The following is a 12,988-nucleotide window of genomic DNA, read 5'->3' on the forward strand; positions in this document are numbered from 1 at the left end:
GCCTCCTCTCCTGCGGAGGCGGGGCCGCTGTCATGTTCCGGGGCGTTATCCCGTCGTACGGGTACGGGTACGGGTACGGAGTCGGGCGGGCCGTGCGGTATCCCGTCGTGCCGGTACGGAGTGCCGGTGGGCCCGGCCCGAGCGGAGAGCCGTCGCACCCGTACGGAGTCCCGCGCCCGGTGTGGTCCGCGCGGCCCGGTCGTAGCCGCCGATCAGCCGATCGGATGATGTGAGCGCGAGCGCGATGGGCGATGTGGCGGTGCGGGCCCGCGCGGGAAGCTCCTGGTATGACCACGGTGAACAGAGGTACGGGGGCCCGGGGGGCCGTCGTCGAAGTCAGCGATCTGCGCAAGTCCTACGGCGGCCGGAATGTCGTCGACGGTGTCTCCTTCACCGTCCAGGAGGGGGAGATCTTCGGGATCCTCGGGCCCAACGGCGCGGGCAAGACCACGACCGTGGAGTGCGTCGAGGGGCTGCGCGTCCCCGACGGGGGCCGGATACGGGTCGCCGGGCTCGACCCGGTCACCGACCGCGCCGAGGTGACCCGGCTGCTGGGCGCCCAGCTCCAGGAGAGCGAACTCCAGGCCAAACTCACCGTCCGGGAGGCGCTGGAGCTGTACTCCGCCTTCTATCCGCGCCCGCTCGACTGGCGTCCGCTGGCCGAGCGGCTGGGGCTCACCGAGCGGCTGAAGACCCGGTTCGGGGTGCTCAGCGGGGGCCAGAAGCAGCGGCTGTTCATCGCGCTCGCGCTGATCGGCGACCCCCGGGTCGTCGTCCTGGACGAGCTGACCACCGGGCTCGACCCCCGGGCCCGCCGGGACACCTGGGAGATCGTGGAGGACGTCCGGGCGCGCGGGGTCACGGTTCTCCTCGTCACCCACTTCATGGAGGAGGCACAGCGCCTCTGCGACCGGATCGCGCTGATCGACGGCGGGCGGATCACCGCGCTGGACACACCGCGCGGACTGATCGGCCGCGCGGCGGGAGGCACGGTCATCTCCTTCACCCCGTCGGCCCCTCTGGAGGAGGGGGAGCTGGCGGCGCTGCCCGCGCTCGCCTCCCTGGAGCACAAGGACGGGCGGATCACGCTCAGCGGCACCGACGAGACCGTCAACGCGGTGATCTCGCTGCTCGCCTGGCACCGCGTCACGGCTCACCAGCTCCGGGTCACCGACGCGACGCTGGACGACGCCTTCCTGGATCTCACGACGGTGGGACGACCGGATCGGCGATGAGGAGGAGGCCATCTGTTCCCGGCGGTGTCCGTCCTGCCGTGACGGCACACCGTCCGCGCGATGCCCGTGCCGCCGTGATGACCGATGCCCGCGGCCCCCTGGTCCCCACAGCCCCCAGCCCCCTCGTCCCCGCAGCGTCCTCGTCCCCGTGACGATCGCCTCTCGCGACGCCCGATCCGGGCACGTGCCCCGCACCCGACGGATCCCGAAGCCCCGACTCACAGGAGCCGCGCCATGACACCCACCCCACCCCTCGCCCTGCCCACCACCACACCGACCGTCTCCGCCCGCACCGCCGTGCTGCGCGCCGAGGCCCGGCTCTTCCTGCGCGAGCCGAGCAATGTCTTCTGGATCCTCGGTTTCCCGCCGATGCTGCTGGTGATCCTGGGACTGGTGCCCATGTTCCGGGAGACCAGCGACGGCCTCGGCGGCATCCGGCTGATCGATGTCTATGTGCCCGTGGCCGTGCTGGTCGCCCTGATCGTGGCCAGCCTCCAGGCCATGCCGCCCGTGCTCACCGGCTACCGCGAGCGCGGGATCCTGCGCCGGATGTCGGCCACCCCGGTCCGTCCGTCCGCCCTGCTCTCCGCGCAGATGGGGCTGAACGGCGCCGCGGCCCTGCTGTCCGCGCTGGTGTCGCTGGCGGTGGGGCGGCTCGCCTTCGATGTGGCGCTGCCGCGCCATGTCGGCGGATACGCGCTGGCGCTGCTGCTCGCCGCCGCCGCCGCGCTGGCCATGGGGGCGTTCGTGGCGGCACTCGCCCGGACCGCGAAGATCGCGCTGGCGATCGGGTCCGCCGTGTTCTTCCCGATGCTCTTCTTCGCGGGCGTCTGGATTCCGGTGCGGGCCATGCCGGACGTCCTCGCCGACATCGTGGTGTTCACCCCCTTCGGCGCCGCGGCCCGCGCCCTGGACCAGGCGGCGGCGGGGGACTGGCCCGACTGGGCGCACCTGGGGGTGCCCGCGGTGTGGGCGATACTCCTGTCGGCCGCGGCCACACGCTGGTTCCGCTGGGAGTAACGGCGGGCGGGGGAGTACGGGGGAGTCGGGGGACCGAGGGATGACGATGACGGACGCGGAGTTCGAACGGTGGGTGGGATTCTTCCCCCGGTGGCTGCCGTATGGACTGCTCGGTTTCTCCGCGCTGCTCGCGGTCGCCGGGGCCAAGCTGACACCGGGCACGGCCGAACGGGTCGCGGTCGTCGTGCTGGTCGTGGCGGCGCTCGCGCTCCAGGTCTGGTGGGGCCGGATCGAGCGGGTCCATCCGGGGCCGCATGCCACCGGGACGGTGTACTACGTGGCGCGGTGGGCGATCGGGTTCGCGCTCACCTGGCTGAACGAGTTCTTCGCCCTGTACGCGGCCACCGGCTACTTCGACGGCCATGACCTGGTCGCCGGGGCGCGCTGGCGGCGGATCGCGCCGTTCGCCTGCGCGTTGCCGGTGGCCAGCGCCCAGAGCGGAGGGCTGCCGTTCCACAGCGCGGAGCAGGGGGCGGTCTTCGCCGGGATGCTGCTCTTCAACATCGGGCTGCTGCTGATCGTCGGGCGCTTCTACGAACAGCAGGAGAAGCGCTCGCGCGCCCGGGCCGCCGCCATCGTCGAGCTGGAGCGCGCCAACACCGCCCTCCAGCAGGCCCTCGACGAGAACGCGGCCCTCCACTCCCAGCTTCTCGTCCAGGCACGGGAGGCGGGGGTCGCCGATGAGCGACGGCGGCTGGCCGCGGAGATCCACGACACCATCGCCCAGGGGCTGACCGGCATCATCGCCCAGCTCACGGTCGTCGCGAACACCCCGGATCCGGCCGCCGCCCGGGTCCATCTGGACCGCGCCACCGACCTGGCCCGCCACAGCCTGGGCGAGGCCCGCCGCTCGGTACACAACCTCGCGCCCGTGGGCCTCGCGTATGACGGGCTGCCGCAGGCGCTGCGCAAGACGGTCGACCAGTGGTCGGAACACAACGGCGTACGGGCGGAGTTCACCGCCACCGGCACGCCGCGCCAACTGCACGGGGAGGTTTCGGCGACGCTGCTGCGGATCACCGAGGAAGCCCTGGCGAACGCGGCGAAGCACGCCGCCGCGTCCCGCGTCGGTGTCACCCTCAGCTTCATGGACGACGAGATCACCGTGGACATCCGCGACGACGGACAGGGCTTCGATCCGCTGACCCGGCCCGGACGATCCGGTTCCGGTGGCTTCGGACTCGATGGGATGCGCGCCCGTGCCGAGCGCCTGACCGGTTCCCTCACCGTCGAGTCCGAACCCGGGGGCGGTACGGCGGTGTCAGCTCGCGTACCGTGGATACGACATGAGCCCTGACGAGCCCTCCGGCGCCGAGGTCCGCGCGAGCGGGGAACCGGCCGCCGACGCCGTGATCTCCCTCCTCATCGTGGACGACCACCCCGTCGTACGGGACGGACTACGCGGCATGTTCGCCTCCGCGCCCGGCTTCCGTGTCCTCGGTGAGGCGTCCAACGGGGTGGAGGCCGTCGCCCTGGCCGTCGCGCTCGACCCGGACGTGGTCCTGATGGATCTGCGGATGCCCGGGGGCGGTGGGGTGGATGCCATCGCCGAGCTGACCCGCCGGGGGGTCCGGGCCCGGGTCCTGGTCCTCACCACCTGGGACACGGACACCGACACCCTTCCCGCGATCGAGGCGGGCGCGACGGGCTATCTGCTCAAGGACACCCCGCGCGAGGAGCTCTTCGCCGGAGTGCGCGCGGCGGCGGAGGGCCGTACGGTCCTCTCCCCGGCGGTCGCCTCCCGGCTGGTCTCCGCCGTCCGCTCACCCGGCGTCGAGCCGCCCTCCGCCCGGGAGCGGGAGGTCCTGGCGCTGGTCGCCCGGGGCACCTCCAACCGGGAGATCGCCCGGGAGCTGTTCATCAGCGAGGCGACGGTGAAGACCCATCTCACCCATCTCTACGCCAAGCTGGGCGTAAGCGACCGGGCGGCGGCGGTGGCGCGGGCGTATGAGCGGGGCATCCTGGGGCGGCACTGACGCCCCGGCGCCCGGCGCTGATGCCCGGCCCTCCACCCCTGGCCCCGGGCCGCGATTCCTGGCCCCGGTCCTCGATTTCCGGCCCCTGGCCCCAGGCCTCACGTCCTGGGCTTCCGGCCGTGAGTCTCGGTGCCCCGGTACGCGTCCGGCCCGCTGGAGTGCTCCCCGCCCCCGGTAGGTGGGGCGGTGCTACAGCCGGGCCGCCTTGAGTGCCATATGCAGCAGCAGCCGGTGTTCGCCCTCCGCCAGATCCAGTCCGGTGAGCTGCTCCACCCGGGAGAGCCGGTAGTAGAGGGTCTGCCGGTGGATGCCGAGCGCGGCGGCGGTGCGGCCCGCCTGCCCGCCGCAGTCGAGGAAGGACTCCGCCGTGCGGGCCAGCTCGGTGTGGGCGGGCTCCAGCAGGGCGCCGACAGCCGGGTCGCGGGCGGCGCCCGGTGGCAGCGCGGTCAGCATCCGGTACGGGCCGATCCCGGACCACTGGGCCACCGGGCCCAGCGCGGGCTCGGCGCGGGCGGCCCGGGCCGCGCCCGCGGCCTCCCGCCAGGACGCGTCCAGCGCCGCCAGTCCCAGCCGGGGCGTGGCGACCCCCGCCGTCGCCCCGGGCGCCGCCGTGGCCAGCAGCCGCTCGGCGGCGGTCAGGGCGGGGGAGGGGGTGTCGGTGGCGCGCAGCCGGACCAGGGCCGCGAGGGTACGGGGGCCGGTGGGCGCGCTCTCCCCGGTGCCCTTCGCCCGCCCGGCCTGTTCCTGGGCGGAGTGCTCCTTCTTCGCGGGGGCCTTGCGCTGGGCGGCCGGGGCCGCCGGTCCGGCCGGGGGAGGGGAGCCCGGCGGCAGGGCGCACAGGGCGGCGACCCCCGGCAGCGAACGGACGGAGGGCGCGTCGGCCAGCGGCCAGGGGGTGACGCAGACCAGGGCGTGCGGCCCCTCCGTACCCCGTTCCTCGCCGCCGAGGGCGGTCCGCAGGGCCGCCACGGCCATGTCGTACTGCCAGCTCCGCTCGGCGGTGAGGACGGCGCGCAGCTCGCGGGAGAGATCGGCGCCCGCGCGCTCCTCGTCGGCGAGGAGCACCCCGATCCGGGCGGCGACCTCCATCGCGGCGGTGAGCTGCTCCTCGGTGGGTCCGGGGATGGTGTCCAGCAGCCAGACGTAGCCCAGGGCGATGCCCCGGTGGCGCACCGGAAGACAGATCCGGTCCCGGAAGACCCCGGCGTCCGGGGCGGCGGGGATATGGACGGGCCCGGTGGCGCGGGCGATGCCGAACCCCTCGAACCAGGCCCGGACGGCCGGGGTGGACCCCCGGGTGAGGATCGACCGGGTGCGGACCGGGTCCATCGCGCTGTCGTCCTCGCTGTCGTGCGCGCCGAAGGCGATCAGGCCGAAGTCGCGGTTCTCCAGTGTCGCCGGGGCGGCGAGCAGGGCGGAGATCTCGTCGACCAGCTCCTGGTAATCACCCTTCATTCGGACATTCTGGCATGCCCTTCAGACAGATGTCTGAGATCCCGGCCACGGATGCGTGACAGGTGTCGATGGCTGGCCGAACGCGCGATCCTTAGATTTCACGGTGGTTCTTCGTGCCGTTCGGATCCGATTCACGGTGGTCCGTCCGGCCCTGTCTACTCCGTGGAGGTCCCTGTGCTGGGTCCCGTGATCCTCGCCGCGTCGCGTAGCGACAAGATGCGCCGTATCGTCTCGGCCGCCCCGGTCACCAAGCCCGTGGTGAACCGTTTCATCGCCGGTGAGAACGTCCGGGAGATCACCCCGGTCGTCCAGGACACCGCCGCGAGCGGCCTGGAGATCACGCTGGATGTCCTCGGCGAGGACATCACCGACCCGTCCGAGGCGCTGCGCGCCCGTGACGCCTACCTGGAGCTGATCGAGGCCCTCGCCCCGCTCGGCCTCGGTGAGAAGGCCGAGATGTCGGTCAAGCTCTCCTCCTTCGGCCAGGCCCTCAGCGGCGGCCATGACCTGGCGCTGCGCAATGTCACGCCGGTCGTCGAGGCCGCCCACGCCATCGGCACCACGGTCACCCTCGACATGGAGGACCACACCACCGTCGACTCGACCCTCGCCATCCACGCGGAGCTGCGCCAGCGCTTCCCGCGGACCGGCGCGGTCGTCCAGTCGTACCTCTTCCGCACCGAGGACGACTGCCACATGCTGGCCGACGCGGGCTCCCGGGTCCGGCTGGTCAAGGGCGCCTACAAGGAGCCCGCGACCGTCGCGTACCAGGACAAGGCCGAGGTCGACAAGGCGTACATCCGCTGCTTGAAGATCCTGATGGAGGGCGAGGGCTACCCGATGATCGGGTCGCACGACCCCCGGATCATCTCCATCACCCAGGAGCTCGCCCGTCGGGCCGGCCGCAAGCTCGACGACTACGAGTTCCAGATGCTCTACGGCATCCGCGAGGCCGAGCAGCACAAGCTCGCCGCCGAAGGACACCGGATGCGGGTCTACATCGCATACGGCACGGACTGGTACGGGTACTTCATGCGCCGCCTCGCGGAGCGCCCCGCCAACCTGGCGTTCTTCCTGCGTTCGATGGTCAGCCGCGGCTGAACCCCCCAACTGACCTACTGATTAAAGGAGATTCGGCACCCATGGACGCTGTGACCAAGGTTCCCGCGCCGGTCAACGAGCCGGTGCACGGCTACGCCCCCGGTTCCCCGGAGCGGGCCCGTCTGGAGGCCAAGCTCAAGGAGCTGGCCGACAACCCCATCGAGCTGCCGATGACCATCGGCGGCGAGCGCCGCATGGGCGGTGGCGAGCGGGTCGACGTCGTCCAGCCGCACAACCACTCCGCCGTGATCGGCACCTTCGCGGGCGCCACCCAGCAGGACGCCCAGGACGCGATCGACGCCGCCCTGGCCGCCGCCCCCGCCTGGCGCGCGATGTCCTTCGACGACCGCGCCGCGATCATCCTGCGCGCCGCCGAGCTGCTGGCGGGCCCCTGGCGCGAGACGCTGGCCGCCTCCACCATGCTGGGCCAGTCCAAGACCGCGCAGCAGGCGGAGATCGACACCCCCTGTGAGCTGGTGGACTTCTGGCGGTTCAATGTCGCCTACGCCCGCGAGATCCTGGCCGAGCAGCCCCCGGCCAACGCTCCCGGCGTGTGGAACCGCATGGACCACCGCCCGCTGGAGGGCTTCGTCTACGCGATCACGCCCTTCAACTTCACCGCCATCGCGGGCAACCTCCCCACCGCCCCCGCCCTCATGGGCAATGTCGTGGTGTGGAAGCCGTCCCCGACCCAGACCCACTCCGCCGTGCTGCTGATGCAGCTGCTGGAGGAGGCCGGTCTGCCCAAGGGCGTCATCAACCTGGTGACCGGTGACGGTATCGCCGTCTCCGAGGTGGCGCTGAACCACCGCGACCTGGCCGGTATCCACTTCACCGGCTCGACCCGCACCTTCCAGCACCTGTGGAAGACGGTCGGCAACAACATCGAGAAGTACCGCTCGTACCCGCGGATCGTCGGCGAGACCGGTGGCAAGGACTTCGTCGTCGCCCACCCGAGCGCCGACCGCGCCGTGCTGAAGACCGCGCTGACCCGTGGTTCCTTCGAGTTCCAGGGCCAGAAGTGCTCGGCCTCCTCCCGCGCGTACATCCCCGCGTCCATCTGGAACGACGGGTTCAAGGAGGAGTTCGCGGCCGAGGTCGACGGCATCACCATGGGTGACGTCACCGATCTGTCGAACTTCATCGGCGCCGTGATCGACGACCGCTCGTTCGCCAAGAACAAGGCCGCGATCGACCGTGCCGCCGCCGACCCGGCCTGCACCATCATCGCCGGTGGCAGCTACGACGACTCGGTCGGCTACTTCGTCCGCCCGACCGTCATCGCCTGCACCGACCCGGAGAACGAGGTCTTCAAGGCCGAGTACTTCGGTCCGATCCTCGCCGTGTACGTGTACGAGGACGAGTCGGCCGACGGCTACGACGCCATGCTGGACCAGATGGAGTCGGTCTCCGACTACGCGCTGACCGGTGCCGTCATCTCCAACGACCGCGCCGCCGCCGCGCACACGATGGAGAAGCTCCGCTTCGCCGCGGGCAACTTCTACATCAACGACAAGTCGACCGGTGCCGTCGTCGGCCAGCAGCCCTTCGGTGGCGGCCGGGCCTCGGGCACCAACGACAAGGCGGGCGCGCCGCAGAACCTGATGCGCTGGACGCTGACCCGCGCCATCAAGGAGACGCTGGTTCCGCCGACCGAGTACGGCTACCCGCACATGGGCTGACGCCCACCCCGGGTGTCCTCGTGACACCCCCCTGATCCCGCCCCCGTTCCCGGCCCCCACGCCGGGGACGGGGGTGGTTCCAGTTCCGGGGGCTCACTCCCCACGCCGGTGATGGGCCTCCGCCCGCTCGGTGACCTCCGCGATCCGGCGGATCGCCGCCAGCCGCGAACCCCAGGCGGCGGCCGTCCGCTCCATCCACGCGGCGGTCGCGTCCATCGTCCCCGGGACGACGGTGAACAACGCCTCCCGGCCCGCGCGCCGCGCGGTCACCAGCCCGGCCCGGTCCAGCACCCCCAGGTGCTTGACGATCGCCTGCCTGCTGACCGGGATCTCCACCGCCAGCGCGGTGGCCGTGGACTCGCCGTGCCGCACCAGCGCGTCGAGGATCCGCCGCCGGGTCGGGTCCGCGAGCGCGGCCAGCACCCGGGAGACCTCCTCGTCCGCCGCCCCCGGCGGTGTGCCTCCGTTCATCCGGACCGTCGCTCCGCGTAGTCCCGGACGTTCCCGAGCTGCTCGTTCCAGCCGCCCACATGGGACTCGTACGACGCGCTGCCCCGGCGCTCCTCGGGAATCGTCAGATGGGCGAACCCGATCTCCAACACCCGCAGCCGGGTCCCCTCGCCCTCCGGTGTGAGCGTGAACTCCACGAGGGTGGAGTTCTCCGGCGTCGGCTCCTCCCCGGGGTACGCGGTCGCCCACCGGTAGGAGAACCGGCGCGGCTCCTCCACCTCCACGATGCTGGCGGGGAACCGCCCCTCCTCCCCGTGATCCAGCAGCATCGTCCCGCCCGGCCGCAGATCCACGGGCGTCGGCTCCCCCTGCCCGAACCAGTTCCCGACATGCTCCGGCTCGGTGAGCACCGCCCAGACCCGCTCGACGGGCGCGGCGATGAAGATGTCCTGCTCGATCCGGTCGCGGTCGTCGTGATCCCTGCTCATGGTGGTGCACTCCTCCGATGGTGGTGGATTTGATGTGCTACTTCAGAGTTGCATGTTGGGAGGGTGAGTGCAACCGGATGGTTGTGGGTGTGTCGAGGGAACCTGCTGGCTAAACAAATTGGCGGACGGTACTGGATGGCATCTATGGAAGGAAAAGTTCCGGTGAATATTCCCTCGTAAGTCTTCTTTTCAGAGATTCAGGGGCGAGGTTGATGTTTTCGCCCCTAGAGTCGTCTGTCGTCCGTCTGATTGCCAGAAGTTCTCGTCCCAAGGTGGTACTTGGGAGAGGAGGTTGAAGTGCCCCGATCAAGAAAGGTCACACCAGAGAAGAGCGCCCGGGATCTGTTCGGCGCCAAACTCAGGGGCTACCGCGAAGGCGCCGGTTTGTCGCTGGAGGCGTTGGGTCGACAGGTGGCCGTTGGTAAGAGCCATCTCTCCCGTATCGAGGTCGCGGACTATATGCCGCCGCCGGAGTTGCCACCCACGCTCGACGCGTTGTTCAGGACAGGTGGAACCTTCGCGGAGCTGTACGAATTGTGTGTGCGGGAAATCCACCCGAACCAGTTCCGGCGCATGGTGGATTTGGAGGCGCGGGCGGCCGTGATCCGGCAGTACAGCGGCCTGCTTGTACCCGGGCTGCTCCAGACCGAGGCGTACACCCGGGCGCACATCATCGAGCATGACCCCAGCGCCAGTGCTGAGACGATCGATGAGCTGGTGGCGGCTCGCCAGGTGCGGCAGGCCCGCTTGGAAGCGGAAGGCGGGCCAGAGACCGCTTTCATCCTGGACGAGGCAGCGCTGAGGTGTGGTTTTGGCGGTCCTGCCGCCTGGCGGGAGCAACTGGCCCGGCTGGTGGATGCCGCCGATACCCCGAGGGGGATCGTGCAGATGATGCCGTCCGAGTTCTGCGGCCATGCCCTGGTGGGCGGCTCGCTCCTGCTGATGAGGATGAGGGATGGCAGTCAGGTCGCCTGGGAGGAATCCATCAGCACGGGGACGCTGCTGGAGGAATCGCGGGTAGTGCTCAGGCTGGAGCGCGCCTACCATCGGCTTACCGCCCGTGCGTGGTCGCCGGCGAAGACGGCGGCTCACATCCGGTCCTTGATGGAGGAGCTACCGTCATGAGCAACGCCGCTGCTGCGTCTGCTGCTTGGGAGTGGGTCAAGTCCTCGTACAGTGCCAACGGTGGTGCCAACTGCCTGGAGTGGGCGCCGTCCGTCGCGCTTTCTGGTCGAGTGCCGGTACGGGACAGCAAGTCCCCGCAGGGCCCGGTTCTTCACTTTCCTGCCGGGCAATGGGTTGGGTTCGTGTCCTTCATAAAGAGGCAGGACGTCTGATCCGTCCGGGAGGGAGCAACCGTCATGAGCGATGCCACTTGGGAGTGGGTCAAGTCCTCGCACAGCGGCAATGGTGGTGCTGAGTGCCTGGAATGGGCGCCGTCCGTTGCTGCCTCGGGCCGGGTGCCCGTCCGGGACAGCAAGTCCCCGCACGGTCCGGTGCTGATGCTTCCGGTCGGGCAGTGGGCCCGGTTCGTGGCCTTCGCCCGGGAGCGGGACGTCTGACACGCGTCAGCTTCGGTGGCCCTCCTCCCGGTCCGGGGGGAGGGCCACGGCCTTGCTCCGGGGCCCTGAGGCCGGTTCCCGCACGTGAGGGATCGCCGCATCCCGGGCGGACGGTGCGAAACGGTCGGAACACCCCGCGTCACGGTTTCCAGGGGTCACCGCCGGGCTGTGTTAGGGTTGCGGCGTTGCAGTTTTGGTACCCATGAACCTATGTGCGCCTGACGGGAATGTTTATCCTCGGGCGCATTATTTGTTTTTCCGGCTTCTCCGGATGGGGCCTCTGCGCTACCAAAGGAGATTGTCATGGCACAGGGAACCGTGAAGTGGTTCAACTCGGAAAAGGGCTTCGGCTTCATTGAGCAGGACGGCGGCGGCCCCGACGTCTTCGCCCACTACTCCAACATCGCCACCCAGGGCTTCCGTGAGCTCCAGGAGGGCCAGCGGGTCTCCTTCGACGTCACGCAGGGCCAGAAGGGCCCGCAGGCGGAGAACATCGTCCCCGCCTGATCGCCGGACGCATATCCGCTGACCGGGGTTCGCACCAGCACGGTGCGGACCCCGGTTCGCGCTGTTTTCAGGAAGGCACCTCACCGCATGTCCCGCAGGCCCCAGAAGTCGAACCGCCGTACCTCGTCGCCCCGCCCGTCCGCGTCCCGGCCCTCCGTATCTCCGCCGCAGGAGTTCCGGCTGCCGCAGAGCACGACGCCCGCGCTCCCCGCTGTCGAGGACTTCGCCGGTCTGGACATGCCCGGGGCGCTGCTGAAGACGCTGACCGCACAGGGTGTGACCACTCCATTCCCCATCCAGGCCGCCACGCTGCCGAACTCGATCGCCGGGCGTGACCTGCTCGGCCGTGGCCGTACCGGCTCCGGCAAGACCCTCGCGTTCGGGCTGGCGCTGCTGGCCCGTACCGCCGGGCTGCGCGCCCAGCCCAAGGCGCCGCTCGCCCTCGTCCTCGTCCCGACCCGGGAACTCGCCCAGCAGGTGACGGACGCGCTCACCCCGTACGCCACGGCCGTGAACCTGCGGCTGACCACCGTGGTCGGCGGGCTCTCGCTGACCCGGCAGGCCGGGGCGCTGCGGCGCGGCGCCGAGGTGCTCGTGGCGACGCCCGGTCGGCTCAACGACCTCGTGGAGCGCGGCGACTGCACCCTCGGTGACGTCCGTATCACCGTGCTGGACGAAGCCGACCAGATGACCGACATGGGCTTTCTGCCGCAGATCACCAAGCTGATCCAGCAGGTGCGTCCCGACGGTCAGCGGATGCTCTTCTCCGCCACCCTGGACCGCAATATCGACCGGCTGGTGCAGCGGTTCCTGACCGATCCGGTGGTCCACTCCGTCGATCCGTCGGCGGGCGCGGTGACCACCATGGAGCACCATGTGTTCCACGTGCTGGACGAGACCGACAAGAAGGCCGTCACCACGCGGATCGCGGCCCGTGACGGCCGGGTCATCCTCTTCCTCGACACCAAGCGCTCCGCCGACCGGCTCACCAAGCGGCTGCTGGCCGTCGGTGTCCGCGCGGCGGCGCTGCACGGCGGCCGGTCCCAGCCGCAGCGCACCCGCACCCTGGAGCAGTTCAAGAACGGCCAGGTCACCGCGTTGGTGGCGACCAATGTCGCCGCCCGGGGCATACATGTGGACGACCTCGATCTGGTCGTGAACGTGGATCCGCCCACCGACCACAAGGACTACCTCCACCGCGGCGGCCGCACCGCCCGCGCCGGGGGTTCCGGCAGTGTGGTCACCCTGGTCCTGCCCGAGCAGAAGCGGGAGGTGACCCGGCTGATGTCGGACGCGGGTATCCGTCCCCGTACCGCCCGGCTCCGTTCCAGCGACGAGGAGCTGACGACCCTCACCGGGGCGCGGGAGCCCTCCGGTGTGGCCGTGACGATCGAGGTCCCCCAGCCGACGCCGCCGAAGTCGGCGCGCGCGGGCGGCTCCGCCTCCGGTGGGCGCTCCCGCCGCCGCCGTGGCGGTGGCGCGGGTGCCGCGTCGGAGGGCGCCGGTGCCACC

Annotated in this window: 14 protein-coding genes; 11 read left to right on the plus strand and 3 right to left on the minus strand. The window is 70.9% G+C overall.

The features are described from left to right. Positions 1 to 287: 287 nt before the first annotated feature. The 4 genes from ACFVIM_RS26100 (at position 288) to ACFVIM_RS26115 (ending at position 4,231) form a co-directional block, all read left to right on the plus strand. Complete coding sequence (locus ACFVIM_RS26100; protein ID WP_384305876.1) at positions 288 to 1,235, plus strand: ABC transporter ATP-binding protein; 948 nt, start codon at positions 288 to 290, stop codon at positions 1,233 to 1,235. A gap of 234 nt (positions 1,236 to 1,469) precedes the next feature. Further along, complete coding sequence (locus tag ACFVIM_RS26105) at positions 1,470 to 2,255, plus strand: ABC transporter permease (RefSeq protein WP_384305878.1); 786 nt, start codon at positions 1,470 to 1,472, stop codon at positions 2,253 to 2,255. 40 nt (positions 2,256 to 2,295) lie between these two features. Beyond that, the gene (locus tag ACFVIM_RS26110; protein WP_384305881.1) at positions 2,296 to 3,552 is read left to right on the plus strand and encodes a sensor histidine kinase; all 1,257 of its coding nucleotides are present in this window, start codon (positions 2,296 to 2,298) and stop codon (positions 3,550 to 3,552) included. Continuing rightward, positions 3,542 to 4,231, plus strand: coding sequence for a response regulator (locus ACFVIM_RS26115; protein WP_384305884.1), 690 nt, complete (start codon positions 3,542 to 3,544; stop codon positions 4,229 to 4,231). Before ACFVIM_RS26110 ends, ACFVIM_RS26115 begins: the two co-directional genes overlap by 11 nt. Positions 4,232 to 4,420: 189 nt before the next feature. Here the strand turns inward: ACFVIM_RS26115 and ACFVIM_RS26120 are convergent, their stop codons facing one another. After that, positions 4,421 to 5,686: a PucR family transcriptional regulator gene (locus ACFVIM_RS26120; RefSeq protein ID WP_384305887.1), complete on the minus strand. Its 1,266-nt coding sequence runs from the start codon at positions 5,684 to 5,686 to the stop codon at positions 4,421 to 4,423. 174 nt (positions 5,687 to 5,860) lie between these two features. Here ACFVIM_RS26120 and ACFVIM_RS26125 point away from each other — a divergent pair, with 174 nt between their 5' ends. Both ACFVIM_RS26125 and pruA read left to right on the plus strand, forming a co-directional pair. Beyond that, complete coding sequence (locus ACFVIM_RS26125) at positions 5,861 to 6,787, plus strand: proline dehydrogenase family protein (RefSeq protein WP_384305890.1); 927 nt, start codon at positions 5,861 to 5,863, stop codon at positions 6,785 to 6,787. A 41-nt stretch (positions 6,788 to 6,828) separates the two neighbouring features. Further along, on the plus strand, positions 6,829 to 8,469 hold the full coding sequence (gene pruA, locus ACFVIM_RS26130; protein ID WP_384305892.1) for an L-glutamate gamma-semialdehyde dehydrogenase: 1,641 nt from the start codon (positions 6,829 to 6,831) through the stop codon (positions 8,467 to 8,469). 93 nt (positions 8,470 to 8,562) lie between these two features. On the opposite strand, the gene ACFVIM_RS26135 is transcribed toward pruA, so the two are convergent. Both ACFVIM_RS26135 and ACFVIM_RS26140 read right to left on the minus strand, forming a co-directional pair. Next, the gene (locus ACFVIM_RS26135) at positions 8,563 to 8,940 is read right to left on the minus strand and encodes an ArsR/SmtB family transcription factor (RefSeq protein ID WP_384305895.1); all 378 of its coding nucleotides are present in this window, start codon (positions 8,938 to 8,940) and stop codon (positions 8,563 to 8,565) included. Beyond that, the gene (locus tag ACFVIM_RS26140) at positions 8,937 to 9,407 is read right to left on the minus strand and encodes an SRPBCC family protein (RefSeq protein ID WP_384305898.1); all 471 of its coding nucleotides are present in this window, start codon (positions 9,405 to 9,407) and stop codon (positions 8,937 to 8,939) included. The genes ACFVIM_RS26135 and ACFVIM_RS26140 overlap by 4 nt, the downstream gene beginning before the upstream one ends. Before the next feature lie 279 nt (positions 9,408 to 9,686). Between ACFVIM_RS26140 and ACFVIM_RS26145 the strand changes: the two genes are divergently transcribed. The 5 genes from ACFVIM_RS26145 to ACFVIM_RS26165 form a co-directional block, all read left to right on the plus strand. Further along, positions 9,687 to 10,532: a helix-turn-helix domain-containing protein gene (locus ACFVIM_RS26145; RefSeq protein WP_384305899.1), complete on the plus strand. Its 846-nt coding sequence runs from the start codon at positions 9,687 to 9,689 to the stop codon at positions 10,530 to 10,532. Next, entirely contained in the window at positions 10,529 to 10,744 is a 216-nt protein-coding gene (locus tag ACFVIM_RS26150) for a DUF397 domain-containing protein (RefSeq protein WP_384305902.1), read from the plus strand. Before ACFVIM_RS26145 ends, ACFVIM_RS26150 begins: the two co-directional genes overlap by 4 nt. Positions 10,745 to 10,768: 24 nt before the next feature. After that, on the plus strand, positions 10,769 to 10,969 hold the full coding sequence (locus tag ACFVIM_RS26155; RefSeq protein ID WP_384305904.1) for a DUF397 domain-containing protein: 201 nt from the start codon (positions 10,769 to 10,771) through the stop codon (positions 10,967 to 10,969). Positions 10,970 to 11,272: 303 nt separating this feature from the next. Then, complete coding sequence (locus ACFVIM_RS26160) at positions 11,273 to 11,476, plus strand: cold-shock protein (RefSeq protein ID WP_007502648.1); 204 nt, start codon at positions 11,273 to 11,275, stop codon at positions 11,474 to 11,476. A gap of 87 nt (positions 11,477 to 11,563) precedes the next feature. Continuing rightward, the coding region (locus ACFVIM_RS26165) for a DEAD/DEAH box helicase (protein WP_384305907.1) at positions 11,564 to 12,988 on the plus strand (1,425 nt) is incomplete at its 3' end.

Source organism: Streptomyces sp. NPDC057638 (genome assembly GCF_042800315.1).
GTDB lineage: Bacteria > Actinomycetota > Actinomycetes > Streptomycetales > Streptomycetaceae > Streptomyces.